Annotated in this window: 25 protein-coding genes and 6 tRNA genes; 19 read left to right on the top strand and 12 right to left on the bottom strand. The window is 41.2% G+C overall.

Annotated elements, in window-relative coordinates; genetic code table 11:
- Positions 1-3: 3 nt before the first annotated feature.
- Positions 4-774, top strand: coding sequence for a class I SAM-dependent methyltransferase (locus ACHSBP_RS06540; protein ID WP_395388398.1), 771 nt, complete (start codon positions 4-6; stop codon positions 772-774).
- Here the strand turns inward: ACHSBP_RS06540 and ACHSBP_RS06535 are convergent.
- Together ACHSBP_RS06535 and rnhA are read right to left on the bottom strand one after the other, a co-directional pair.
- Entirely contained in the window at positions 767-1,621 is an 855-nt protein-coding gene (locus ACHSBP_RS06535) for an MBL fold metallo-hydrolase (protein ID WP_395388397.1), read from the bottom strand. The genes ACHSBP_RS06540 and ACHSBP_RS06535 overlap by 8 nt on opposite strands.
- Before the next feature lie 61 nt (positions 1,622-1,682).
- A complete protein-coding gene (gene rnhA, locus ACHSBP_RS06530) occupies positions 1,683-2,153 on the bottom strand; it encodes a ribonuclease HI (RefSeq protein ID WP_100913096.1) in 471 nt (156 codons plus the stop codon).
- A gap of 62 nt (positions 2,154-2,215) precedes the next feature.
- On the opposite strand from rnhA, the gene dnaQ reads away from it, so the two are divergent.
- The 9 genes from dnaQ to ACHSBP_RS06485 all read left to right on the top strand — a co-directional run bounded on the left by dnaQ (position 2,216) and on the right by ACHSBP_RS06485 (position 5,546).
- Positions 2,216-2,932: a DNA polymerase III subunit epsilon gene (gene dnaQ / locus ACHSBP_RS06525; protein WP_010560467.1), complete on the top strand. Its 717-nt coding sequence runs from the start codon at positions 2,216-2,218 to the stop codon at positions 2,930-2,932.
- Positions 2,932-4,272, top strand: coding sequence for a TIGR03503 family protein (locus ACHSBP_RS06520; RefSeq protein WP_395388396.1), 1,341 nt, complete (start codon positions 2,932-2,934; stop codon positions 4,270-4,272). The genes dnaQ and ACHSBP_RS06520 overlap by 1 nt, the downstream gene beginning before the upstream one ends.
- Positions 4,273-4,395: 123 nt before the next feature.
- A tRNA-Asp gene (locus ACHSBP_RS06515) sits at positions 4,396-4,472 on the top strand.
- A 23-nt stretch (positions 4,473-4,495) separates the two neighbouring features.
- A tRNA-Asp gene (locus tag ACHSBP_RS06510) sits at positions 4,496-4,572 on the top strand.
- 31 nt (positions 4,573-4,603) lie between these two features.
- Positions 4,604-4,680 (top strand) — tRNA-Asp (locus ACHSBP_RS06505).
- Positions 4,681-4,715: 35 nt separating this feature from the next.
- Positions 4,716-4,792, top strand: a tRNA-Asp gene (locus tag ACHSBP_RS06500).
- 28 nt (positions 4,793-4,820) lie between these two features.
- A tRNA-Asp gene (locus ACHSBP_RS06495) sits at positions 4,821-4,897 on the top strand.
- Between the two features lie 21 nt (positions 4,898-4,918).
- Positions 4,919-4,995 (top strand) — tRNA-Asp (locus ACHSBP_RS06490).
- Positions 4,996-5,279: 284 nt separating this feature from the next.
- Entirely contained in the window at positions 5,280-5,546 is a 267-nt protein-coding gene (locus ACHSBP_RS06485) for a hypothetical protein (RefSeq protein ID WP_395388395.1), read from the top strand.
- 32 nt (positions 5,547-5,578) lie between these two features.
- Here the strand turns inward: ACHSBP_RS06485 and ACHSBP_RS06480 are convergent, their stop codons facing one another.
- Positions 5,579-6,106 (bottom strand): prepilin-type N-terminal cleavage/methylation domain-containing protein, encoded by a 528-nt coding sequence (locus ACHSBP_RS06480; protein ID WP_395388394.1) that lies wholly within the window; start codon positions 6,104-6,106, stop codon positions 5,579-5,581.
- Between the two features lie 92 nt (positions 6,107-6,198).
- On the opposite strand from ACHSBP_RS06480, the gene ACHSBP_RS06475 reads away from it, so the two are divergent.
- Both ACHSBP_RS06475 and ACHSBP_RS06470 read left to right on the top strand, forming a co-directional pair.
- The gene (locus ACHSBP_RS06475; protein ID WP_395388393.1) at positions 6,199-6,831 is read left to right on the top strand and encodes an ATP-binding cassette domain-containing protein; all 633 of its coding nucleotides are present in this window, start codon (positions 6,199-6,201) and stop codon (positions 6,829-6,831) included.
- Positions 6,824-7,900 (top strand): DUF6136 family protein, encoded by a 1,077-nt coding sequence (locus tag ACHSBP_RS06470; RefSeq protein WP_395388392.1) that lies wholly within the window; start codon positions 6,824-6,826, stop codon positions 7,898-7,900. Before ACHSBP_RS06475 ends, ACHSBP_RS06470 begins: the two co-directional genes overlap by 8 nt.
- Positions 7,901-7,949: 49 nt before the next feature.
- Here the strand turns inward: ACHSBP_RS06470 and ACHSBP_RS06465 are convergent, their stop codons facing one another.
- Both ACHSBP_RS06465 and fadE read right to left on the bottom strand, forming a co-directional pair.
- Positions 7,950-9,110 (bottom strand): hypothetical protein, encoded by a 1,161-nt coding sequence (locus ACHSBP_RS06465; protein ID WP_395388391.1) that lies wholly within the window; start codon positions 9,108-9,110, stop codon positions 7,950-7,952.
- Positions 9,111-9,200: 90 nt separating this feature from the next.
- Positions 9,201-11,651: an acyl-CoA dehydrogenase FadE gene (gene fadE / locus ACHSBP_RS06460; protein ID WP_395388390.1), complete on the bottom strand. Its 2,451-nt coding sequence runs from the start codon at positions 11,649-11,651 to the stop codon at positions 9,201-9,203.
- A 217-nt stretch (positions 11,652-11,868) separates the two neighbouring features.
- On the opposite strand from fadE, the gene ACHSBP_RS06455 reads away from it, so the two are divergent.
- From ACHSBP_RS06455 to ACHSBP_RS06445, 3 genes are all read left to right on the top strand, one after another.
- Positions 11,869-12,294 carry a hypothetical protein gene (locus tag ACHSBP_RS06455; protein WP_395388389.1) on the top strand — a complete coding sequence of 142 codons (426 nt, stop codon included), beginning with the start codon at positions 11,869-11,871 and terminating at the stop codon, positions 12,292-12,294.
- The gene (locus tag ACHSBP_RS06450) at positions 12,281-12,751 is read left to right on the top strand and encodes a DUF4124 domain-containing protein (RefSeq protein WP_021033070.1); all 471 of its coding nucleotides are present in this window, start codon (positions 12,281-12,283) and stop codon (positions 12,749-12,751) included. The genes ACHSBP_RS06455 and ACHSBP_RS06450 overlap by 14 nt, the downstream gene beginning before the upstream one ends.
- 75 nt (positions 12,752-12,826) lie before the next feature.
- Positions 12,827-13,591: a class II glutamine amidotransferase gene (locus ACHSBP_RS06445; RefSeq protein ID WP_010560457.1), complete on the top strand. Its 765-nt coding sequence runs from the start codon at positions 12,827-12,829 to the stop codon at positions 13,589-13,591.
- A gap of 124 nt (positions 13,592-13,715) precedes the next feature.
- Here ACHSBP_RS06445 and ACHSBP_RS06440 read toward each other — a convergent pair whose 3' ends face one another.
- The 5 genes from ACHSBP_RS06440 to cmoA form a co-directional block, all read right to left on the bottom strand.
- Entirely contained in the window at positions 13,716-14,468 is a 753-nt protein-coding gene (locus ACHSBP_RS06440) for a DUF3108 domain-containing protein (protein WP_148665228.1), read from the bottom strand.
- Complete coding sequence (purN, locus tag ACHSBP_RS06435; RefSeq protein WP_010560455.1) at positions 14,419-15,057, bottom strand: phosphoribosylglycinamide formyltransferase; 639 nt, start codon at positions 15,055-15,057, stop codon at positions 14,419-14,421. Before purN ends, ACHSBP_RS06440 begins: the two co-directional genes overlap by 50 nt.
- Positions 15,057-16,097: a phosphoribosylformylglycinamidine cyclo-ligase gene (gene purM, locus ACHSBP_RS06430; RefSeq protein WP_010560454.1), complete on the bottom strand. Its 1,041-nt coding sequence runs from the start codon at positions 16,095-16,097 to the stop codon at positions 15,057-15,059. The genes purN and purM overlap by 1 nt, the downstream gene beginning before the upstream one ends.
- Before the next feature lie 191 nt (positions 16,098-16,288).
- Entirely contained in the window at positions 16,289-17,257 is a 969-nt protein-coding gene (cmoB, locus tag ACHSBP_RS06425) for a tRNA 5-methoxyuridine(34)/uridine 5-oxyacetic acid(34) synthase CmoB (RefSeq protein WP_010560453.1), read from the bottom strand.
- 11 nt (positions 17,258-17,268) lie between these two features.
- Positions 17,269-17,991 carry a carboxy-S-adenosyl-L-methionine synthase CmoA gene (gene cmoA / locus ACHSBP_RS06420; protein ID WP_010560452.1) on the bottom strand — a complete coding sequence of 241 codons (723 nt, stop codon included), beginning with the start codon at positions 17,989-17,991 and terminating at the stop codon, positions 17,269-17,271.
- Positions 17,992-18,174: 183 nt separating this feature from the next.
- On the opposite strand from cmoA, the gene ACHSBP_RS06415 reads away from it, so the two are divergent.
- The 3 genes from ACHSBP_RS06415 to ACHSBP_RS06405 all read left to right on the top strand — a co-directional run bounded on the left by ACHSBP_RS06415 (position 18,175) and on the right by ACHSBP_RS06405 (position 20,534).
- The gene (locus tag ACHSBP_RS06415) at positions 18,175-18,858 is read left to right on the top strand and encodes a DUF3334 family protein (protein WP_010560451.1); all 684 of its coding nucleotides are present in this window, start codon (positions 18,175-18,177) and stop codon (positions 18,856-18,858) included.
- Between the two features lie 168 nt (positions 18,859-19,026).
- Entirely contained in the window at positions 19,027-19,764 is a 738-nt protein-coding gene (locus tag ACHSBP_RS06410) for a hypothetical protein (protein ID WP_395388388.1), read from the top strand.
- Between the two features lie 23 nt (positions 19,765-19,787).
- Complete coding sequence (locus ACHSBP_RS06405; protein WP_010560449.1) at positions 19,788-20,534, top strand: zinc-dependent metalloprotease family protein; 747 nt, start codon at positions 19,788-19,790, stop codon at positions 20,532-20,534.
- A 17-nt stretch (positions 20,535-20,551) separates the two neighbouring features.
- On the opposite strand, the gene ACHSBP_RS06400 is transcribed toward ACHSBP_RS06405, so the two are convergent.
- Together ACHSBP_RS06400 and ACHSBP_RS06395 are read right to left on the bottom strand one after the other, a co-directional pair.
- Positions 20,552-21,082, bottom strand: a complete 531-nt coding sequence (locus tag ACHSBP_RS06400; RefSeq protein WP_010560448.1) for a M48 family metallopeptidase — start codon at positions 21,080-21,082, stop codon at positions 20,552-20,554.
- Between the two features lie 6 nt (positions 21,083-21,088).
- A complete protein-coding gene (locus ACHSBP_RS06395) occupies positions 21,089-21,937 on the bottom strand; it encodes a DUF72 domain-containing protein (protein WP_040642473.1) in 849 nt (282 codons plus the stop codon).
- A 173-nt stretch (positions 21,938-22,110) separates the two neighbouring features.
- On the opposite strand from ACHSBP_RS06395, the gene aspS reads away from it, so the two are divergent.
- Positions 22,111-23,880 (top strand): aspartate--tRNA ligase, encoded by a 1,770-nt coding sequence (gene aspS / locus ACHSBP_RS06390; protein WP_395388387.1) that lies wholly within the window; start codon positions 22,111-22,113, stop codon positions 23,878-23,880.
- The last annotated feature ends 48 nt before the right edge of the window (positions 23,881-23,928 follow it).

Here is a 23,928-nt window from a genome sequence, read left to right as displayed (position 1 = left end):
GACTTGAAACCAGCGCTAAGTTTACAAAATACCATTCAACCCCATTCTTGGTATGATTTTCCGCATGGCGAATACTTAAAACAAGAAATCGAGGAAATCTTCACGCCGTGGTTAAACCGAATTTTTGGCTATCACTTGCTCAAAATAGGTGAGCTGAGCGCTGAGTTAGATACCTCTGCGTGTGTTATTAAACATCAAGTAAATGTCGCAAACTCGAGTAAAGCCGGAGTAAGAGCGCACATTGATGAATTACCTTTTTCTGAACAAACAGTCGATGGCTGTATATTAAGTCATGGTTTGGAGTATTTAACCGACCCTCACCACTGCTTACGAGAAGTGCATCGAGTATTAATGCCTGGCGGCTACTTAGTGCTTAGCGGTTTTAATCCATTTAGCTTTTGTGGCTTGGCGCGCATACTGCCTTTTGCCAAGCAAAAGTTACCGTGGAGTGGGCGCTTTTTTACCCCAGCACGAGTTAAAGACTGGTTACATTTATTAGGGTTCGAAGTGGTATTTGAAGAACGAGCGATTTACTCATCGCTTGCTCGTGGTAAGCGTCTATCGCGTTTTGCAGCGTGGCAATCGTTTTGCCAACATTATTTAAAACCGACGGGTAGTGTATACGTGATTGTGGCAAGAAAACGTGTTGCGCCATTAACGCCGATTAAACCGAAATGGCATGCTCGTCCGCAATTTAATCCAGCGGTAAGAGGTGTAGGGCTAAGAAGCACTCCTCGAAATGCTTCTATTAGCTCAAAACGTGAATCTAGTTAAACGTTAGCGGTATTTTTAAGTAAGTGGTGCCATTCGCTTCGGCTTTGGGAAAGTGTCCCGCATTGATATTTACTTGAATTGAAGGGTGAATCAATTTGGGTACCGCTAAATCGGCATCTCGCGATTCGCGGGTTTTCACATAATCGTGTTGGGTAATGCCGTGCTTTAAGTGCACATTATATTGTTTTTGCGCCTCAACACTGGTGACAACACTCACTTCGCGACCATTTGGTTGATAATCATGGCACATATATAAGTGGGTATCGTTACCAAGTTCAAAAATGCGTTGAATTGAATGATACAGTTGGCTGGCATCACCGCCTGGGAAATCGCAACGCGCCGTGCCGCTATCTGGCATAAACAGTGTATCACCAACAAATGCACTACCATCGACAATATAGGTAACGCTGTCTGGCGTGTGTCCTGGTGTAAACATCACGGTAACCGCTTCTTCACCTAAATAAAAGACTTCGCCATCGTCGAATAAATGGCAAAATTGACTACCATCCGTTGGAGTATCGAAGTTAAATACTTTATTAAAATGCTGCTGCACTTGCGTAATGTGCTTGCCTGTTGCCACTTTAGCCCCGAGTTTTTGCTTAAGGTATTGCGCGGCAGATAAATGATCTGCATGGGCGTGTGTTTCTAAAATCCAATCAACATCTAAGTGGTGGCTATCAATATAATGAATAATCGAATCAGCAAACTGGTAGCCGACGTTGCCCGAAGCAATATCAAAATCAACAGCGGCATCGATAACCATTGCTTTTAAGCTACGGTTATCAAATACCACATAACTGATGGTTGAAGACTGTTTGTGAAAGAAACTTTCAATGGTTACATTCATACTAGCAAAAACTGGATATATCAAATATGGAATAAGATATATCATAGAGTAATAAAGAGATCTAGCTTTGCGCTACGAATCCAGTATCTTCAAGCAAGTCGCTACTTTCTGCGGCCTCTCTGGCTAAGTCGTCAACGCGTTCATTTTCCGCGTGACCCGCATGGCCTTTCACCCAGCGCCACTCAACGTCGTGCTTTGAATTGGCAGCATCAAGGCGTTGCCATAGATCTTTATTTTTTACATCTTGCTTGCTGGCGGTTTTCCAGCCGCGCTTTTTCCAGTTGGCAAGCCAAGATTCAATACCTTGCTTCACATATTGACTATCGGTAGTGAGAATAACCTGACAGGGCTCTTTTAATGACTCTAAGCCAATAATCGCTGCGAGCAGTTCCATGCGATTATTTGTAGTTAAGGTATAACCTTGACTCAACTCTTTTTCATGACCTTTGTAGCGAAGTAGGGTGCCATAGCCACCTGGACCTGGGTTGCCCAGACATGAACCATCAGTAAAAATCTCTACGTTTTTTTGCACAGTTTGCCTTTAAATTATGTAGAATGAAGTTATTAACATAACAAAATTTGTGATTTGGCGATATGGCTCACAGGCAAATAGTACTGGATACTGAAACAACGGGTATCGACCCTAAGCAAGGGCACCGCATTATTGAAATCGGCTGTGTTGAATTAGTAAACCGTAGGCTCACCGGAAATAACTTTCACGTTTACATTGATCCAGAGCGAGATATTGAAGACGAGGCGATCTTTGTACACGGTATTACACGCGACTTTCTTGCGGGCAAACCTAAGTTTCGCGATGTCGCGGCAGAGTTTTTAGATTACATCAAAGGCGGTGAGCTGGTCATTCATAATGCAGCGTTCGACGTTGGCTTTATGGATCATGAATTTGCGCTGCTGAGACAAAATTACCCCAAAACCCACGACGTTTGCCAAGTACTCGATACCCTTGCGATGGCGCGTGATTTACACCCAGGGCAAAAAAATAACCTCGATGCCTTATGTCGCCGCTACGATATAGATAACTCAAAACGTACACTGCACGGCGCTTTACTCGATTCAGAGATATTGGCTGATGTGTATTTAGGCATGACAGGTGGTCAAGTAAGCCTTAACCTTGCCAATAAAGAAGGGCAAAGTGGTGATAACAGTAAAGGTATTCGCCGACTTTCGCCAGATAGACCTCGACTAAACGTCGTATTTGCCGATAACGAAGAACAAGCGGCACACTTAGAGCGCTTAAATTTGGTTAATGATAAAGGTGGCCACTGCCTTTGGCTTACTGAGGACGCATAATGAAAAAATGGTTGTTAGGGTTTTTTAGTTTATTTTTGATTTCGAATAGCTTTGCGCAGCAGACTGAATTAGACGTAATTCAACGTAATAGCGAACAAAATGAACTTAAGATTTTCGACAACCGTTTTCGCATAGACTATCAAGTTGATGAAATCACGTTACTCTTCTTTCGTCAAAAAGGTACACCAGCAGTCATTCTTGTAAGGCCCGATGGTAGTAAAATTTATGCGACTACCTCGCTGGGTGATATGAATATTGAATGGTTTGATGACGAAACCTACGACATTATAAAAATTAAAAAGCCAATGCCAGGTCCATGGCAAGCCATCGGAAAAATCCTACCCGACAGTAAATTAATGATCTTAAGTGATATTGAATTACATGTAGATCCGCTGCCACCACTATTATTTAAAGGCGAAACCATCAAAGTAACGGGTCGCTTAACAAATGGCGGCAAACCTATTGAAGAAGGGCTGTTTCGTGATTTAGTGACGTTAAATGTCGATTTTGTTAGCACGAATAATAAGGATTACCTTAATTTTGGCGCAAAGCCCGTGCCTATTGCAGAACTATTGGATGATGGCAAAGGCTATGATGAAAGACCGGGCGATGGTGTATTTACCGGTGAGTTTGCGCTTAATTTTGCCTCTGGTGAATGGCAGCCTGAATACGAAGTACGAACGCCAATATTAAGACGCAGTTTGGTAAAAGATCCCATTATTATCGAAAACGCACCTATTACCTTTGAATTTAGCGAAGCGGGTGAGGACGAAGAGCACCATCAGCTTACGCTTAATGTGAATACCGAGAAAGTTCAGCCCGAATCACTCATTTATCAAGGTACAATTTTTTACCCTAATGGCGAGACGCAAGCCTTTAATCTTGAAGCGCAAGATAAAGCGGTGCGTGAATTAACCTTAATAAATTACGATTGGGGTGTGTATGAGGTTGAGTTAACGCTATTTGGTAGTAACGTTAATGGTCGTGAGTTTGTTGCTAAAATCGATAAGCAAGAGTTTGAAATAGATAAACCGATTGAAGCTGTACCAGAACAACCTGCACCCATTTTACCGGAAATAAACCAAGAGCCGGAACTGCCACCAGAGCCAGAACTCGATGTTGAGCAAATTATCATCTGGGCTGTGGTGGGTAATGTGCTTATTATCTTAATTGGCTTTATTGTGATCCGTGTATTTATTCAGAAAAAACCGTTATTAGGTGGCTTGATGAGTAAATTGAAGAAAAACAAAAAAGGCCAAGAAGAACAAAAAGTAGCGGGTTCTGAGCAGAAATCAGACAGTTCAGATGAAATTTTGAACCTTTCGTTGCCAGATGAGTAAAAAAGCGAGAAAAAAGCAAAAAAACTATTGACTCTTAAAGGGGTGATTCGTATTATTCACGCCGCTGTCAAGGAGCACTGAGAGTCAAATCAAAAGTGAGTCATGACAGGTTTGAAATGACGCGGAGTGGTAGTTCAGTTGGTTAGAATACCGGCCTGTCACGCCGGGGGTCGCGGGTTCGAGTCCCGTCCACTCCGCCAATTATTTCAAACGTTACTCTTTAGGAGTGGTAGTTCAGTTGGTTAGAATACCGGCCTGTCACGCCGGGGGTCGCGGGTTCGAGTCCCGTCCACTCCGCCATTAATTTAAAGAGTAGCCATTATTCCTTCGCGGAGTGGTAGTTCAGTTGGTTAGAATACCGGCCTGTCACGCCGGGGGTCGCGGGTTCGAGTCCCGTCCACTCCGCCATTAGGAATAAAACAATTTAAAATGATATACGCTGCGGAGTGGTAGTTCAGTTGGTTAGAATACCGGCCTGTCACGCCGGGGGTCGCGGGTTCGAGTCCCGTCCACTCCGCCATCTTATATCATTTAAAAATTTGCTCAGCGGAGTGGTAGTTCAGTTGGTTAGAATACCGGCCTGTCACGCCGGGGGTCGCGGGTTCGAGTCCCGTCCACTCCGCCATTAGCAAATTCTCCCCGATGCGGAGTGGTAGTTCAGTTGGTTAGAATACCGGCCTGTCACGCCGGGGGTCGCGGGTTCGAGTCCCGTCCACTCCGCCATTTATACTCCCCTAATGAATTTTCATTATAAGCTTTACGCTTTTATTCTGATTTTATTTCTCTAAGTCAAAAATCTATTTCACCATTAATACTCTTAGTAATTTCACTCTGTAAATTCTAGCTTTTCCATTATCACTTTTATTTATTAGCTCTATTATCAACACCGTGTGTGAGATAAATTTATTATTGGTCTAACTCTTAACGCACTATTTTTTGTGATTAATTAATCCGATATTCAGTTTTCTGGGTTTAGGCTATGACAAATTTTTTTGGGAAAGAAATTAATGAAAAAGCTTGTTATATCAGGGGTAATTGTTGTCGGGTTGATGGCTGCGATGTGGCCTGCGGGATTTGCTGTCGGCTACCAAGTGAAAGAGCGTGAGCTATGCCAAAAGGTGAAAGGTAATGAAGTGCTCTTTAAATTTTCCGCTGGTGGTATAATGCGTGGCGAGAATGCGGAGGGTACAATAAGAAGCAGTATTTATGTCGATGGCTTGAAAAAAGGTATGCTGTTTAGTTTAAAACAGTGTTTCGACAACCAGCAAAACTAATTTTCTTACTGTAAGCCAACAAATAATGGCTTTTAACAACCAGAACTGACTACACCAGTGTTCGGTTGTGTACCATCTTCGCGATTATAATAGTATGCATAGCATTCATCGCTTAAGCGAAGTCCCTGTGGCCAAATAAGAATAAGCCCTTGCGCTCCATTTGTAGCTAGTGGAAAGCCAGGCGCAGTTTGTTGTCTACCCACGCCGCATAAACTATTTGCCGTGCATACAGCGCTTGGTGATGTAAATGGGGTTTCTTTGCCAATATTTAAAATGTAACGCCAAGCGCCATTCCAGTAGCCTTCAACATAGCCGTTGTAAACCAGTACACTAATGCCAAGCTCATCGAGCTGAACACTACCATTTTTAACATCTTGCACTAACGCTTTCGCGTGAACTTGTTCTGCGGTGGCTTTCATTGAAGCGGCTGTTGCTTCTAACACACTAATGCGTGACGCTTGCTGCAAGTTTAAAAATTTAGGTACTGCAACGACTGCAAGTAGGCCTAAAATAACAATCACAATGATCAGTTCAATAAGTGTAAAGCCATGGTTTTTCATTGGTGTATTGCCTCTGATTACTGTGATATTTGCTGGTAGTTTATAGTATAGCTAATCATAAGTCTTTGACTATAAGTGCATAAATAAGCAAAATGTGCACACCAAAACGCATTCAAGATGAAAGGGCAGGTCGTTTGTTTCAAATACGCAGTTTAACCAAACTTTATTTTGATAAAGTTGTGTTTTCAGATTATACCTGCCAATTTACTTCTCAGCGTGTCTTAATTACCGGACCAAATGGCCTTGGTAAATCAACCCTATTAGCCATGCTTGCAGGGTTGGAATCATTTCAACAAGGCGAGATTTTACTGCAACAGCAAAGCGCCAATGCCCGGTTTTTACAAACGAATGTCGCTTTAGCGAGTGATAAAATTATTTTTCCAGAGTTTTTAACGGCTAAACAAGTATTAGATTTAACTTACATGCATCAAGAGTGTGACAATCTTGAAAGCTTGGTTAAGCGCTTTGGCTTTAATGACTTTTTACACACTAAAGTGATTAACCTTTCGAGTGGTAACCTTAAAAAGCTTCAACTGATAAATGCGTTTATGCGCAAAGCCTCAGTGTTGTTATTGGATGAGCCCACGGCGGCACTTGAGCATAAAAGTGTGCCTGTGCTGCTGGCGTGTATTGACGAGTTTCAAGGCCAAGTTATTTTAACCAGTCATGAGCCTGAGCCATTTTTACAATCTGGATTTGAAGTACAGGCGTTGATAAGTGCGTAATTTTTCATTTTTCGAATATCGCATTGCGGCTTTTCATCATTTCATTGCTGAACAATTGGGTCAATTAAAGCAATTAGGCGTTATTTTAGCGCTGTTTATGTATACCGCTTTTCCTGCACTAATTCTGCTCATTTACCTTGCGCTTGGCAAAGTTATGACGCAGGACCCAACATTAAGTATTTTATTATCGGTTGCATTAATCGTGATGCAGAGTGAACTCAGTGTCGCATTGAGTAAAGGTGCGCTTGATGTAAAACACCGTCTTTATCAACGCTCATTTGCGAGCAAAGAAATGCGCGTGTTATGTGATTATGCTTTAGCTTTAGCCGGTAATTTGGTATTTTTACTGAGTGTGCCTTTGTTGTTATCGTTAGACTTGAGCAAATGGCAACAAGGCCTTCATTTTGTATTGTTTTGCATTTGTGTGCTCGGCAGTGGATTTGTTGCCACCCTCAAAACTACACGAATAAAGTTATATGTAATTACGGTCATTCTGTTGCCAGTGCTATTTGATTTAAGCTTGCTTTGGTTGTTAACCAGTTATATTGCACTGTTGGTTGGCGTTGCGTTTTGGCCAAATAGCTTAGCTTTCAAACGGCTGACGAAGTTTAACCTCGGTTTTTGGGTTAGCTATCATAGCCATGCTTTTGCCGAAATTTGGTGGCGTGTATTAATGTTACTTGCCTTATGGGTATTTGCAAATGTACTTAATTTACAACGGCCAGATTTAGGCTTTTTTGTTCATTGTTTTATATCGCCGTTTATCGTTTATATTGCTTCAAGTCAGCAACTTAATCAAAACGAATGCGTGATACAGTACAAATTGTGGTTAAACAGTTTACGCAATGCGAATACGTTGGTTTATGGCCAATATGTTGTGCCTATGAGCTTGGCAGTTGTAGGTTTAATGAGTTTGCAATTGATTGTAGTGAGTTTACAAAGCCTGATTATTTTTGCCGTCGCTGGGGCGTTAACAATTGCGGTTGCTAAGTATAAACCAAGCCATTATGCCCTTGGTTGGTTTGTTATTAATGGCTTAATGATAACGATTAACTATTGGGTGTATTAAGAAGTGTCCTAACACAAGAATAACATTTTGAAATGGAAGCTAAATTCAATCACCAGTTAATTTGGCAAGGATCTAAGTGTGGTTGATTACTAAGCGCTATCGCTTGGTGGATAATATAGGTATTTGTTTCGACTTCATTGCTATTTTTTAAATGTTCAAAATAGGCAAGAGCTTGTTGTTTATTTCGTAATACTAGTTGTGAAGCTTTGGCTCCTTGCTGAAGCTGTAAATTAAACTCTTGCGACTTTTCTTTTAAAAAACTAAGTGCATTTTCATCACCTAATTTTTCATAGATATTTCTTTGCAAACCGATGCCAATTGCAGCAGAAATAAGTGTACTTTGGCTTTGCTCAAGTTGTTTACCTAGATTAATACAGGCATCAATTAATTTAATGTCGTTTGACTGTGCATCCTGACAAATTTTATTAATCACTTGAAAACTAGGAAGGGGGAATGCTGAAGAAATAGATATAGCTAGCATAGGAGAGTAATCAGTATTAATTCCTAATTGATTAAGGGTTTCTTCAACTAGGGTAAAGCTTTCTGACCAATATTCTGTGTAAGTTGGTGCATTAGCTGCATTTATGAGTGCATTAATTGTGTCTTCAGGCGAAGTTTCATTGTGAATTAGATTCGCGTATGCAAGCCAGCTCGCACCATTATGTCTGTCAGTATAAAGTGCGTTCGTAATAAGTTTTTCATCACATTTTTGTTTTTTGCACGCAACTAACACGTGATAAGCAATCAGTTTGTTATCGGGAAAATCTTGAAATAAAGAAAGTAACGAACTGATTAAATCTGAATTCATAGCTAAAGAATAGAGCGCTTCAGTGGTTTTACTTTCTAATGTGACAGCATTATCTTTAAGAAACTTGCTGAAATAATTTTCATCGAAGATATTAACCTCTGACTTGTGCTTTGTTGCAAAATAACTATAGATATCGAAGTTAGGCTCTTTGTCACATGTGGCAATCTTATGATCTTTTGTATGAGATTCTGTTTTAGCTTCAGTGTGGGAACTTATTAATTCTTTCTTGGGGAATTGGGAAACATTCTGATCATTATTTTGAAAGAATCTATTTTCAGTGTTTGTTTTACTTTTCGACACTATCTGTATTGAAGATTCGGGTTGCGCTAGGTTAGCGCCAAATAAAATATAAAAAATACATAAAGCTAAAACAGAAGCTATTATGAATACAATTTTTTTCACTCTGATTCCTTTCATTCTTATTTTCAGTAGGGCATAAAAAAGCCAGCTAATGCTGGCTTTTTATAACACAATCAAATTGTTAAGCAATGCTTAAGCAGCTTTTACCTTTTTTACAGAGTGGGCTGCTTTGCCTGCCAGTAAATCTGCAGGGTCAAAATCATCTACATTGATAACTTGTAAACGGCCAACTTCAGCGGCTTTTAATTGCTCAGCTTCATCACTTGTAATTGCACCGAGTTCAAGTCCCATCTCTGCCACTTTATCAAGGGCAAAGAATGGCAGCTTATCGCCTTTAGCACGACATACTTTGTCGAAGATAGGTTCAACAGCAAGAATGTCTTTTAGCGTTTGCTCTTGGCGACCAATTAAGTTTAATGGCTCGTTAGTAACATAAATATTATGTGCTAAACGGTCGCGCGTTTCGCTTGGCGTCTGCAGTAAACGTGCTACTTTTTGCTCTAATTCGTCGGTTGGTTTGCGAATTGGACGACCCCAAGGGAACAGTACTAGCTTTAAGAAACCACGAAGCGGTGCAAATGGCATGTTGTTGATAAGATCAGCAAGTGCGCGTTGGCAAAGGTATAAGTGGTCTTGACAGCTCCACTGAACAAGTGCGAAGTCTTCTTTACGGCGACCTTCATCGTTGTAACGCTTAAGTGTTGCTGACACTAGATATAGGTAGCTTAGTAAGTCACCTAAACGTGCTGAAATACGCTCTTTACGCTTCAGTGAGCCACCAAAAACGGCCATACAAATATCAGACATTAGCGCAAGGGATGCACTGTAACGTGTTGCAGTACGGTAAAACAATGCTGTTTCATCATCGTATGGTGTTTTAGTAAAGCGTGCGCCTGTTAGGGCAAGCCAAACAGTACGTGCAAAGTTGGAAATGGTAAAGCCAATGTGGCCCATAAGTGACTTATCAAACTGCGCAAGTGCTGCTTCTTTGTCTTCAATGTTACATGCTTCGAGCTCAGATAACACAAACGGATGACAACGAATCGCGCCTTGACCATAGATAATCATATTACGCGTTAGGATGTTCGCACCTTCTACAGTAATGGCAATTGGCGCACCTTGATAACCACGACCTAGGTAGTTATTTGGACCTAAACAAATGCCTTTACCGCCGTGAATATCCATAGCGTGTTTGGTTGAATCACGCATTTGCTCTGTAAGGTGATATTTTAAAATAGCAGAGATTACTGATGGTTTTTCACCAAGGTCAACTGCACCTGTAGACATAGAAACTGCAGCATCTGAGCTGTAAGCATAACCACCAAGTTTTGCTAATGGCTCTTCGATACCTTCCATTTTACCAATTGGTAAACGGAACTGACGACGAATACGGCTGTACGCACCACTTGCGATTGCTAGCGCTTTAATACCACCTGCTGAGTTTGAAGGTAGTGTAATTGCACGACCAACTGATAAACACTCAACCAGCATACGCCAGCCTTGACCAGCCATTTTTGCGCCACCGATGATGTAATCAATTGGTACAAATACCTCTTCACCTTGCGTCGGACCATTTTGGAACGGTACATTAAGCGGAAAGTGACGGCGACCAATTTTAACGCCAGGTGTGTTTGTCGGAATAAGGGCACAAGTGATGCCTAAATCTTCTTTATAACCTAGTAATCCATCAGGGTCACGTAGTTTAAATGCAAGACCAAGCACAGTTGCAACTGGCGCGAGTGTAATATAACGCTTGTTCCACGTTAGGCGCATACCTAACACTTCTTCACCGTTCCATTCACCTTTACACACAATACCAAAATCAGGGATTGAGCTCGCGTCAGAACCTGCTTCTGGTGAAGTAAGTGCAAAACATGGAATTTCATCGCCTTTAGCAAGACCTGGTAAGTAGTGGTCTTTTTGTTCTTTAGTTCCATAGTGTTGTAATAGTTCACCTGGACCTAATGAATTAGGTACACCAACGATAGACGATAATAGCGTTGATTTAGAAGTTAGTTTTTGCAGCACACACGATTGTGCAAATGCAGAGAATTCTAGACCGCCATATTGCTTTTTGATGATCATGGCAAAGAATTTATTATCTTTTAGATACTGCCAAACATCTTGCGGTAAGTCGGTTAGTTCATGGGTTGCTTCCCAGTCATCTAACATGGCGCACACTTCTTCTACGGGGCCATCGATAAATGCCTGTTCTTCGGCAGTTAAACGCGGAACTGGGTACTGGTGCATTTTTTTCCAGTTTGGGTTACCGCAAAATAGGTCTGCTTCCCACCATGTTGTACCTGCATCAATCGCTGATTTTTCTGTGTCGCTCATGCTTGGCGTCACTTTTTTAAATGCTTTGAAAATAGGCTCAACAATGTATTGGCGACGGATGCTTGTCACCGACAATGGAATTGCAATTGCTAAGAAAATTAGCCAGCTGATCATAGCGAAAGCGCCCATAAATGAGCCAATCACCAATACCGCAGCGGCAACGGTTAAATGGGTATGCCAGTTTGCTCTGTGGTAGCTAGCAATCGCTAAGCAACCAAGCAAGCCGAGTACGAATAAAGCAGTCATAGTTATTATCCTTGTAAGAGGTCTGACCAGATTCTCTTTAAGATTAGCTTTTCAGTACAAGAGATTCAAGACAAATTATTGGTTTTTTGAGCGTACAAATGTGCACTCAAGCAGTCTATTAATTATAGCTAACCACATGAAATAGCTATGGCTTTCATAAAATAATTGTTAGTATTTTGTCAGTAAACTTATCTATTTGTGTTTAAAAGGAATTAACATGCTTTCGGTCATCCATGACAAGATTAATTCATCAGCGTTCATTTCAATTAAATATGCACTTGGCTTATTTATTGGTATCGCAAGTATTTTGCTAATAGTGGCTTTTGTTCTTGGCTATACTGATTTGCCATTAGGAAATTATATGCACGCAAATGGTTTGATGTCTTATGCATTTGGTATGTTGTTTGGCGCGGTAATTTCAGCGGCCGCCATTTGGTTTCTCTCAAAAATATTAAAAATTAGCGAAGTTTCAGTATTTTGTTTGTTATCTATACCTGCATACTTTGTTCTACTTTCACTGCCAAGAGAAGCGTCAACAGTATTAATTGCTTTGGTCACGAGTTTGTTTACGTGGGCTGGGTTTTTATTTCTTGATAATAAAGCAATGCTTGAATACCGAGAGCTTGAAGATGAAACGATTTAGTTATTATGTATTTACGCTATTAGCAATCGCAATTATTGGGCTGTTTGTTATTAAACTACCAAACGGTGAAACTGTATTTTCTGTAAATGATCTACTGGATTCAGTAAAGCGTGTTAAAACAATTATTCCAAATGATATTGAATTGCCAAACATCAGCACTACGCAGGAAAAGCAGGTGGATGTGTATATGTGGGTTGATAAAAAAGGCGTTACACATTATTCAGATATGCCGATAGAAGGCGCTAAGCAAGCCGAACTACCTGAGCTTACGGTGCTACCTGCCGAAAAAGTTGAATGGCCCGAGACACAGTTGCCAGGTAATCAAACGCGCAAAAAAAATGATACCGATAAAAGTTATCTCGAGCGCGTTAGTACACTTAAAACAGATGCAGAGTTTGCAAAAAAGCAACTTGAAATGCGCGCAAAACAACAACAAAAAGTACTCGATAATCTCTAATAGATAGCCTTTAGATTACTTTAACTCAGTTTAGATTATGGTTAGAATTAACTAAATTTATTATGGGGTTGTGCAATGTGTGAATTGCTCGGCATGTCAGCGAATGTGCCAACGGATATTTGTTTTAGCTTTTCAGGTTTATTAGAGCGTGGCGGTAATACAGGGCCGCATAAAGATGGTTGGGGCATTACTTTTTATGAAGGTAAGGGCTGTCGTACTTTTAAAGATTCTGAACCTAGTTGCACGTCTGAGATTGCCAAATTAGTAAAAGCCTACCCAATTAAAAGTTGTTCGGTAATAAGTCATATTCGTCAGGGCAATCGCGGTCGTGTGTGTCTTGAAAATACGCATCCGTTTACGCGGGAGTTATGGGGCAGAGAGATCACTTATGCGCACAACGGACAACTTTCGAATTATCAAGATTTAAAGCCTGACTTTTACAAACCTGTGGGCAATACTGACAGTGAGTTGGCGTTTTGCTGGATTTTAGATGAAATTCGTAAAAAATACCCGAAGAAGCCAAGTGATATGAAACCGGTTTTTCGTTATGCAGCAAAATTAGCAATTCAGTTGCAACAAAAAGGCGTGTTTAACATGCTACTCAGTGATGGTGTATACGTATTAGCGGTGTGCTCGAACAATTTACATTGGATCACGCGTAAAGCACCGTTTGGCGAAGCGCGTTTAATTGATGCAGATATGATTGTTGATTTTAAAACAGAAACCACACCAAATGACATCGTAACGGTTATCGCAACCAGGCCACTTACCAATAATGAATCGTGGCACAAAATGAGCGGTGGTGAGTTTGTATTATTTAAGCTAGGCGTGCCAGTATAGTCTCTATTGATTCTCATTTTGTCGATGAACACACGTTATTCACTGCGTCGTTTTTTAATCGAAATAAATGAATTAAAAAAGCAGCGAATGGTCGCTGCTTTTTACAGTATTAAATTGATTTAAGTTATTTTATTACTTCGTAACTCTTTAGTTGCACATCAAATTGCTCAACGCCTTTTTCACCTTTCCACATGCGTACTAACAGGTAATCCATGCTTGGCGCAAACCATGCTAAGGCTTGGCGTTTATCGCTGTTGTAAACGCGTTTAGCTTTGATTGTTTCGACATTACCATAAGGCAGTGTAATGGTTTCTGTGCCTAATATTTCAAACTTATAGTGGCGAGCTTTCCCCTTTTTATCGACGATAGGGTAATCAAATACTTTTTTCCCTGCCATTAAATCCAAGCGCATTTTCGCTTGATAAGTCATTAAATCTTGCACGCCAGTTTCCCAGTTAATTTCAAGCGGGTACTTTGAGCGATTCGACATCACTTGCTTTTTGTCGTGATTGAAATTTAATGTGTACTTGCGATCTGGGCCCGTTCCGGTACGTTCCATCACGTAGCTTAATGGCTTTATATCACCATTCGCACAATAAAACTCGGCGTGTTCGGAGCGTTTATCATTGAAAATCATCCATTTGATATCGCTTTTATAACTTAACTCACAGCCTTGCTCAGACACATTTAGGCGGCGAAATGCGCTGCCATGACGTTCACCTTGGCGTAGAATATCGTATTCAGCTTGATATGAATGAAGTTGTGTTGGTGTTGCCGAAATAAATGGCGAGAAAAGGGCGCTGGTAAGTACCGCACCCATAAGAAATTTAGATTGTAGCGCCTTGCTTTGGAAGAACTTGGCCATCAAGAACTGCATTATCTGTTTCCATTGTTAGTCGTTTTTCACAGAACCACTGAACCACCAAAGGATAAATAATGTGCTCTTGTTGGTGAACACGTTGGGCTAACGTTTGCGCTGTATCGTCCGACTCAATAGCAACTTTGGCCTGCAAAACAACAGGACCGCCGTCTAACTCTTCGGTAACGAAGTGTACGCTAACTCCATGCTCTTTGTCTTTTGCGTCCAATGCTCTTTGGTGGGTATTCAGACCCTGGTACTTAGGCAACAAAGACGGATGAATGTTCAACATTCTTCCTAAATAATTTTGCACTAAGCTTGGAGTTAGGATACGCATAAAACCAGCTAATACAACTAGATCTGGACTAAAAGCGTCAATTTTATCCATTAACGCTGCATCATAGTCTTCACGGCTATCAAATGCTTTATGGTCAAGCACAAGCGTTTCGATGCCGGCATTTTCAGCGCGGGTAAGGCCATAAGCATCTGGGCGGTTAGAAATAACCGCACAGATTTCACCATTAATTTGACCCGCTTTTACCGCATCAATAATGGCTTGAAGATTCGAGCCGCTACCAGAAATTAAAACGACAATTTTGCTAGTCATTAGATAATTTCTACTTGCTCTTCGCCTTGGCTAGCAGCTTGGATTTCACCAATGTGCCATGCATCTTCGCCTTGTGCCTTTAAGATTTCTAAGCTTTGCTCAAGTTTATCTGCAGGCACGACTAAAATCATACCAACACCACAGTTAAACGTACGGTACATTTCGTGTGTTTCAATGTTACCGTTTTCTTGTAACCAGTTGAAAACAGCAGGCCATTGCCAGCTATCACCTTTAACCACTGCTTTTGCAGACTCAGGTAATACACGTGGAATGTTTTCCCAGAAACCACCGCCTGTGATGTGTGATAGCGCGTGAACGTCAACATCTTTTAGAAGTTCTAAAATTGATTTAACGTAAATACGTGTTGGTTCCATTAGGTGTTCGCCTAATGTTTTGCCTTCAAACTCAGCATTTGTATCAGCACCAGACACTTCAAGTACTTTACGGATTAATGAATAACCGTTTGAGTGTGGACCGCTTGATGCAAGCGCGATTAGTTGGTCGCCTTCTGCTACTTTAGTGCCGTCGATGATTTTTGATTTCTCAACAACACCGGTACAGAAACCAGCCATATCGTAGTCGTCACCTTCGTACATGCCAGGCATTTCAGCAGTTTCACCACCGATAAGTGCACAGCCAGAAAGCTCACAACCTTTACCAATGCCCGTTACTACGTCAGCAGCAACATCAACGTCTAGTTTACCAGTTGCGTAGTAATCTAAGAAAAATAGTGGCTCAGCACCTTGAACGATTAAATCGTTCACACACATAGCAACTAAGTCGATACCAACGGTATCGTGCTTTTTAAGGTCAATTGCTAAACGTAATTTAGTACCAACACCGTCGGTACCTGCAACAAGTACTGGTTCTTTGTAGCCAGTTGGTAGTTCACAAAGTGCGCCAAAACCACCAATGCCGCCCATTACTTCTGGACGACGAGTTTTTTTAACTACGCCTTTGATACGTTCAACTAATGCGTTACCAGCGTCGATATCTACGCCTGCATCTTTATAGCTTAAAGATTGTTTCTGTTCGCTCACGGAAATTCCTTAACGGTTGCATGTGGGTTGCATAAAAAATTGCGCGCATTTTACCTGATTTCGTGCGTTGCTACCACATTTATTGCAACTGGATGAGGACATTTGTCCAAGAAGTTTAAAGAAGTGTAGGGTGTGGTTCTCAAGCAAACAAATAATCGCTTGCTTGAGAGTAACTTAGAGTGTGAAGACGCTTAGGCTTCGGCAATTAAGATGGCACGAAGCGGAGCAGGGTAGCCCTCGATGGTTTTATTTACATCGTTTGGATCAAGAAAATCCGCCAGTGACTCTGTGGTCATCCAATCGGTTTTACGCTGTTCTTCAAGTGACGTTTGGTCATTGTCAACCACACGTACATTTTTAAAACCAACGCGCTCTAACCACAAGGTTAATGCAGCGGTGCTAGGGATGTACCAAACATTACGCATTTTTGCGTAGCGGTCAGTTGGCATTAGTACGGTATTAACGTCCCCTTCAACCACTAAGGTTTCAAGCACTAACTCACCGCCTGGGCGTAACTGTGCTTTCAGTTGTGATAAGAAATCAATCGGTGAGCGACGGTGATATAACACACCCATCGAAAATACCGTATCAAACGCTTTTAGTTCAGGTAATTGCTCTACGCCTAACGGTAAAAGATGTACATTTGGGTCTGGATTAAAGTGTTTAATCGCTTGGAATTGGCTTAAAAACAGATCTGATGGGTCAATACCCACAACAAACTCAGCACCTGCGCCGCGCATACGCCATAAGTGATAACCCGAGCCACAACCAATATCGAGTACAGTGCGTTTAGAAAGATCTGAAATATGTGGTAATAAACGATCCCATTTCCAATCGCTGCGCCATTCAGTATCAATATGTAAGCCATGAATGGTAAAGGGGCCTTTACGCCAAGGCATCATGCGCTTTAGCAAATGCTCAAGCTGTTTTGTATGCCCTTCACTTAGCTCCGACGCGTCGCCAAACTCAACTTTATCTTGAATATTAATGTGCTTGGTATTTGACTCAGGTAAATTTTTAAGTACTTTTTCCCATTTAGGCCAATCGCCATGTTGCGCTTCGCGTTGCCAGTGGCTGAGCTGCGCTGGCAGTGTTTCTAACCAATGACTTAATGGTGATTTTGCAATTGCTGCGTAAAAGTCAGTAAACCAGTTATTCATTTCTAAACCTATTATTTAATTGCAATCATTGAGCAGAAGTTAAAACACTGATACCACACTTGGGTATGTTGAAAGCCAATCTCTGATAGGCGCTCAAAATGTGCATTGAGTGTTTCTGGGCGCATTACATTTTCAATTGCGCTGCGTTTTTGACTTATTTCAAGCTCTGAGTAACCGTTGGCACGTTTAAAATCGTGGTGAAGGTCAATCAGCAAATCATCCACTAAGGTATTTTCACCTTTAATTTTTTCACTCAGTAGTAACACACCACCGGGTTTTAAGCCTTGGTAGATTTTTTCTAACAAGGCAAAACGCTGCGGCTGCGGAATAAACTGCAACGTAAAGTTGAGCGCCACCACAGATGCATTGCTTATTTCAATTTCGTAGATATCGGCTAATTCAACTGTGACAGGCACATCTGAACGGAAGCCCTCAAGGTGAAGCTTGCAGCGCTCAACCATTGCCGCAGAATTATCAACCGCGATAATTTGGCAGTTTTGTTTATCGATATTACGGCGCATGCTCAGCGTTACCGCGCCAAGCGAGCTGCCTAAATCATATAAATTGGAATTGTTTTGCGCATATTGTCCCGCAAGCTTGCCCATTGTGCTTACAATGGTTGCGTAGCCAGGCACAGAGCGCTGGATCATGTCTGGAAATACCTCAACAACGCGTTCATCAAAGGTAAAATCTTTAACCGCTTGTTGGTTTGCGTAAATATTGTCTTTACTCACTTGCGTGATCTCTCAAGCTTTTAATCGGCATATTTTACGTTTTTTCTTGTCATTAGTCAGTGCCTTCACACAATCATTAATTAAAATTTTGATGTTTTTAGTAAAATTTAGTTTTCTCTTTTGTTAATTAGGTGTAGTTTGCTGTCTATACTCAATATAGTTGCAGTTTGAGGCAGAGTAAGAATGAGAAAAAATAATACAATTAGTACCGAAGATATTTTAGCGACCTTGTGTAAATCCGTAACCGAAGTGTTGTCGGCGGCAACCAACAATAAAATCGCCTATTCTGCCATGGTGCAGAAAATAACACGCACCTGTATGCGCCCCGATATCGGCTGCTTTGTGCTGTTTGACGGTGGCTTTACTGGTCTGGTTGTGAAAAACTTCACCGCGCAAGCTGCGATGGAAATTTATGGCGACTATATGCGTAATATGGGCATGCCTGAGAGTGAGATTGCTAAGAGCCACTTATCAGACGACGTATCAAATGTACTTGGTGAACTTATGAACCAAGTTGTTGGTGATTTTACCAACAAGGTACGTGAGCAATTACATACATCCATTACGCAGAACCAGCCAAAAATGATGGCAATTAATAAACAAGTTCAAATCTCTGTTGATACCACCATGGATAGACCGCAAGCACGCCGCGTCACGTTTACCACAGAAGATCAAAATATCTTTTACCTAGAACTCGCAATGGATAAAACCGAGTTTATCAAACTGCATGATTTTGATATTGCTGAAGCCGTTGATCCAGACGATATTATTGCCAACGAAAAAGCAAAGCCAACAAAAAAAGCGGAAGTAAAATCATCGGCAAACGATGATATTGATGACGACTTTATGGCAGACCTTGGTTTGTAAAATCTGTTATCAGTTTATTAAGGCCTCATTTGTGAGGCCTTTTTTGTATCTGCAGCTAAATCATTGTTCCTCATAATAAACTTAGTAAACAACTGTTAACAGGTGGTTGTTTATTGGTCATTTCTTTAATATTTTTGTACCTAAAATAGATAAATGTAAAAGTAAGTTATGAAAATTAAAGTCGTGATTTTAATCCTTGTGTCTCTAGTTGTGGGTGCTGCCTATTTATACGGAATATCTGATGAGCACACGCAGTCTGCTCAGCAAGTTGAGTCTGTGGTTGTTGCCACAGAACAGCCAAGCGAATTAGTGCTCGCCGCTGGCACTTTAGGGGCAGGAAAAGACGTTACCGCGGATGAAATAGAAATCACAGTTCAGCCAGCAAAGCCACAAGGGGCCGATAATTCTGAGCAAGCAAAAAGTCATTACAGCAATATCATCAAATCGTCGCCAGAGGCAAAACATTATTTAGCCGATGCAGGGCTTATTCCTTCGGATTTAAACGGTGAGCACTATGTTGAATTTGATCTCGACGCGTTACGGGCGCTTGAAGAGGGCAATACGTTTGATATGGCAATACCACAAACGGCTGAAGAATTTTCAGCGGAAGTCACTAAGGTAACGGTTTTTCCCAATGGGGATAAAAGTGTTCATGCCTTAGTGGTGGGAGGCGATGGGCGTTTTCATAATACCGTGCTGACGGTTGGCAGTGACGCGCTTTACGGCCAATTTACAGTACCGTCGGGTAACTATGCATTTGAATCTAAAAATCAGCATGGTTGGATAGCCGCTAAACGTGATCTTTATAAAAATCACGTTGAGCATATGCCAAACCAAGGTGATAGTGATGACCACACGTCATCACATAATCGTGACCCCATTTCGGTGGTCGATAATGGCAAATAAGCCAATCTAAAAGGGAAATCAAAATGAAGAAAATGGTTAAATCGGCTGCAGTAGCGGCAGCCTTACTTGCGTCTAACGCTTATGCAGCAACAATTGATATTGCAGTGTTATACACAGATGAAGCAGCGCGTAAAACGGGGAATATTAACACCAAAATCAACCAGTTAATCTCGTTTTCAAATCAGGTGTATAGCCAAAATAGCAATAACATTACGTTACGCTTAGTAGGCTCTTCAAGTATTGGTAATGTCAGCGCACAGCCAACAGAAGGTATGCTACGTTCATTAACAAATAGTTCAAGCATTCAGAATTACCGTAATCAAACACGTGCAGATATGGTTGCATTACTGGGTACTAGTCAAGCCGTTGGTGATAATTCGGGTTTAATTTCATGCGGTATTGCGTGGGTTGGTCAAGGCAGCAACGGTCGCTTATACAATTCGTCAAGTGATCTAATGTATAGCATTACAGCGGTAGATTGTGGTGCCACGACCTTTGTTCATGAACTTGGCCACAATATGGGATTAGCGCACTCACGTAAGCAAGGTGATACGCGTGGTGGCGTATATGTTGATGGCATGGGTCATGGCGTACAAAATGTATTTGCCTCAATTATGGCGTATCCGCATGTGTTTGGTAGTGCAACACAGTACGACTATTTTTCTAACCCAAATTGGAGCCTTGGTAGTTACCCGTATGGCGTAACAGGCCAATCATACGCGCACAAAACGGTAAATGCTGTGCGCGACCAAATCGCTAGCTTTAAATAATTTTTGAAGCATCCCTGTTAAGGAGAGTAAAAATTCTCTCCTTTTTCACACAACACCATAAATAAGCGCAGATCCAATTCACATTCAAAATAGTTTGCTTGCATGTGGCAGCATAAGTTGTAAAAGCTTTTGTTATGGTCTTTTTCTTTAAAATGCGCGAGTTCATGAACGACTAACGCTTTCAAAACCTCTAAAGGCGCATATTTTAATTGATTTGCCACCGCAATATGGTGCTGAGCTTTAAGCTTTTTACCGTGTGCGTGTCGTTTAAAGGTGTGCGTACCAAGTGCATTGAGCACCAAGTCTTTTCGCTTTTCATACTTTACCGAGTCCAACTTTGCGGCATTTTTCAAAAACTGTTGTTTTAGTGTATTGGCATATTCATAAAGCGCTTTTTCAGAATTATATTGATGGCCGCTTGGGTATTTTTTCTTAAAGTATTGTATTAACTTTCCTGAGCTTATCATGGTGTTAACCTGGGCTCTTATTGGCTCAGGGTAACCGTTAAAGTAATTCATGTACGGTGAGGTTTTATCGATTGCTGACATAAATACCTAAAATAAGTCGTTTTGTTTTGCTTCTGTTTGCGCAGGAAAAGGCGCTAACACATTGTGGTTAAAGCCACCATCTTGGCAAAATTGACGGGCAAGTTGGGCTGAGTCGTGGTTGTCGGCAGTATGAAAAAATACATACGGTGTTTTACCTTCACTTTGCCATTGTTTTATTTTTTTGACCCAAGGCGCATAAAAGGAATGGTTATTTTTTAATGTCGAACAACCAACAAAACGTATAATCGGCTTTTCTCCGGTTGCGATAACATTGACAGGCACACGTGGTTTTTTATTTTGCGCATCAATAATCGCATCTGTATTTGCTGACTCAGAAAAGAGTGCTCGGGTATCCATTATAATGCGGTCAACATTGTGACGCATGAGTAGCTGATTAAAACGCTTTTCATTGTCGTCTTTTTGGAAAAAGCCAAGGTGTCTTACTTCAATGGATAATGGAACGTGCTTTGGCCAAATTTGAATAAATTGCTCAATTCGTGGCATGTAAGCGGGCGAACATGATTTGGGCAATTGCAGCATTACAGAACCTATTTTTGGCAGTAAGGGTTCAAATAAGGTGAGCCAATCTTTGAGGTCTTGATTTATACCTTCTAGCGCCATTTGATGCGAAATACGTTTTGGTATTTTAAAGGTAAAGCGAAATTCATCACCAGTGCTTTGATACCAGTTATTAATTGCTGTTGGCGTAGGGTCGGCGTAAAAGCTGGTATTGCCCTCAACAGTATTAAAAATTTGAGCATATTGCGTAAGCATTTCACTATTTTTACAGTGGCTTGTGAACACTCGACCTTTCCAGTGATTACTGGACCACTGTGGGCAACCTAAATACAGCATTTAGAAAATTATTTGATGAGCAATTTTTGTAGTTTATCAAAGACGGAATTTACTCTCTACACTCGCAATTTTAAAGCGCTTAAGTATAATTGGCGTTTATTTTTTAGTGATGACTAATTTCGAGCCGATTATGTGCTCGAAAAATTGATAAGTCTTTTACGGACAGGATAGATATGCGCTCTATATATTGCGGACAAGTAAATAAATCAAACGTAGAACAAACGGTCGAACTGTGTGGTTGGATCAATAAACGCCGTGACCTAGGTGGCTTAATCTTTATCGACTTACGCGACCGCGAAGGGTTAGTGCAAGTGGTATTTGATCCAGACGTTGAAGGCTTAATGGATACCGCTAACCAGTTACGTAACGAGTTTTGTGTAAAAGTAACGGGTATTGTACGTGCTCGCCCAGAAAGCCAAATCAACAAAGATATGGCGACAGGTGAAGTTGAAATTTTAGGTAAAGGGTTAGAGATCATTAACCGTTCTGAGCCATTACCACTTGATTTTAATCAGCAAAACTCTGAAGAAATGCGTTTGAAGTATCGCTATTTAGATCTTCGTCGTATTGAAATGAGTGAGCGCATTAAGTTACGTGCTAAAGCGTCGTCATTTGTTCGTCGTTTCTTAGACGATAACGGTTTCTTAGATATTGAAACGCCTGTACTTACTAAAGCAACTCCTGAAGGTGCACGTGACTATTTAGTACCAAGCCGTGTACACAATGGTAGTTTTTACGCATTACCTCAGTCACCACAGCTGTTCAAACAGTTATTAATGATGTCGGGTTTTGACCGTTACTATCAAATTGTTAAGTGTTTCCGCGATGAAGACTTACGTGCTGACCGTCAGCCTGAATTCACTCAAATCGATTTAGAAACGTCATTTATGAGCTCTGACGAAGTGCGCGCAATGACTGAAAAGCTGATCAAAGATATGTGGCAAGAGCTACTAAACGTTGATCTAGGTACATTCCCAACCATGTCGTACGCAGATGCAATGCGCCGTTTTGGTTCAGATAAGCCAGATCTACGTAACCCAATGGAATTAGTTGATGTTGCGGATTTAGTTAAAGACGTTGAGTTTAAAGTTTTCTCAGGTCCTGCTAACGATGAAAAAGGTCGCGTAGCGGTAATTACTGTGCCAGGTGGCGCATCGCTTTCACGTAAGCAAATTGATGAATACACTAAGTTCATCGGCATTTACGGTGCTAAAGGCTTAGCATGGATGAAGGTGAACGACCTTGCAGCTGGCGTTGAAGGCGTACAATCACCAATTGCTAAATTCTTAAATGAAGAGGTGATCAGCCAATTACTAGAGCGCACTAATGCGCAAACAGGCGACATCATTTTATTTGGTGCTGACAAGCGCAATGTTGTTAACGAAGCAATGGGCGCGCTTCGTCTGAAAATTGGTTTAGATCTTGAAATTACTGACCTAACTAAGTGGGCACCACTTTGGGTTGTTGATTTCCCAATGTTTGAAGAAGACGATGAAGGTACACTGCACGCGGTTCACCATCCGTTTACTGCACCAAAAGACGTTTCTGCGGCTGAACTAGAAGCAAACCCAGCAGCAGCGATTTCAGATGCATACGACATGGTACTTAATGGCTACGAAGTAGGTGGTGGTTCTGTTCGTATTCATAACAATGATATGCAACAAGCGGCATTCCGCATCTTAGGTATTGAAGCGCAAGAGCAAGAAGACAAGTTTGGCTTCTTACTTGATGCACTTAAGTACGGTACACCACCACATGCAGGTTTAGCATTTGGTTTAGACCGTTTAGTAATGTTGCTATGTGGCACAGAAAATATCCGTGATGTAATTGCGTTCCCGAAAACAACGCAAGCATCATGTTTATTAACAAACGCTCCAAGCGTTGCAAACCCAGATGCACTGGTTGAACTAGGTGTATCTGTGGTTGAGGCGGCTGACGAGTAATCGTTACCAAGTCTAAAAAAAGGCGCACGTTAACGTGCGCCTTTTTTG

This window comes from Pseudoalteromonas sp. XMcav1-K, from assembly GCF_044005875.1.
In the GTDB taxonomy this organism is placed as follows: Bacteria; Pseudomonadota; Gammaproteobacteria; order Enterobacterales; family Alteromonadaceae; genus Pseudoalteromonas; species Pseudoalteromonas spongiae.
Note: the sequence above shows the minus strand (reverse complement) of the source record. Positions and strands in the feature narration are given on the sequence as shown.

Excerpts from the sequence above, each read along its gene's own strand:
- ACHSBP_RS06535 (WP_395388397.1), bottom strand. The coding sequence starts at position 1,621 with ATGAATGTAACCATTGAAAGTTTCTTTCACAAACAGTCTTCAACCATC.
- dnaQ (WP_010560467.1), top strand. The coding sequence starts at position 2,216 with ATGGCTCACAGGCAAATAGTACTGGATACTGAAACAACGGGTATCGAC.
- ACHSBP_RS06520 (WP_395388396.1), top strand. The coding sequence starts at position 2,932 with ATGAAAAAATGGTTGTTAGGGTTTTTTAGTTTATTTTTGATTTCGAAT.
- ACHSBP_RS06485 (WP_395388395.1), top strand. The coding sequence starts at position 5,280 with ATGAAAAAGCTTGTTATATCAGGGGTAATTGTTGTCGGGTTGATGGCT.
- ACHSBP_RS06480 (WP_395388394.1), bottom strand. The coding sequence starts at position 6,106 with ATGAAAAACCATGGCTTTACACTTATTGAACTGATCATTGTGATTGTT.
- ACHSBP_RS06475 (WP_395388393.1), top strand. The coding sequence starts at position 6,199 with ATGTGCACACCAAAACGCATTCAAGATGAAAGGGCAGGTCGTTTGTTT.
- fadE (WP_395388390.1), bottom strand. The coding sequence starts at position 11,651 with ATGACTGCTTTATTCGTACTCGGCTTGCTTGGTTGCTTAGCGATTGCT.
- ACHSBP_RS06455 (WP_395388389.1), top strand. The coding sequence starts at position 11,869 with ATGCTTTCGGTCATCCATGACAAGATTAATTCATCAGCGTTCATTTCA.
- ACHSBP_RS06450 (WP_021033070.1), top strand. The coding sequence starts at position 12,281 with ATGAAACGATTTAGTTATTATGTATTTACGCTATTAGCAATCGCAATT.
- ACHSBP_RS06445 (WP_010560457.1), top strand. The coding sequence starts at position 12,827 with ATGTGTGAATTGCTCGGCATGTCAGCGAATGTGCCAACGGATATTTGT.
- ACHSBP_RS06440 (WP_148665228.1), bottom strand. The coding sequence starts at position 14,468 with ATGCAGTTCTTGATGGCCAAGTTCTTCCAAAGCAAGGCGCTACAATCT.
- purN (WP_010560455.1), bottom strand. The coding sequence starts at position 15,057 with ATGACTAGCAAAATTGTCGTTTTAATTTCTGGTAGCGGCTCGAATCTT.
- cmoB (WP_010560453.1), bottom strand. The coding sequence starts at position 17,257 with ATGAATAACTGGTTTACTGACTTTTACGCAGCAATTGCAAAATCACCA.
- ACHSBP_RS06415 (WP_010560451.1), top strand. The coding sequence starts at position 18,175 with ATGAGAAAAAATAATACAATTAGTACCGAAGATATTTTAGCGACCTTG.
- ACHSBP_RS06410 (WP_395388388.1), top strand. The coding sequence starts at position 19,027 with ATGAAAATTAAAGTCGTGATTTTAATCCTTGTGTCTCTAGTTGTGGGT.
- ACHSBP_RS06405 (WP_010560449.1), top strand. The coding sequence starts at position 19,788 with ATGAAGAAAATGGTTAAATCGGCTGCAGTAGCGGCAGCCTTACTTGCG.
- ACHSBP_RS06400 (WP_010560448.1), bottom strand. The coding sequence starts at position 21,082 with ATGTCAGCAATCGATAAAACCTCACCGTACATGAATTACTTTAACGGT.
- ACHSBP_RS06395 (WP_040642473.1), bottom strand. The coding sequence starts at position 21,937 with ATGCTGTATTTAGGTTGCCCACAGTGGTCCAGTAATCACTGGAAAGGT.
- aspS (WP_395388387.1), top strand. The coding sequence starts at position 22,111 with ATGCGCTCTATATATTGCGGACAAGTAAATAAATCAAACGTAGAACAA.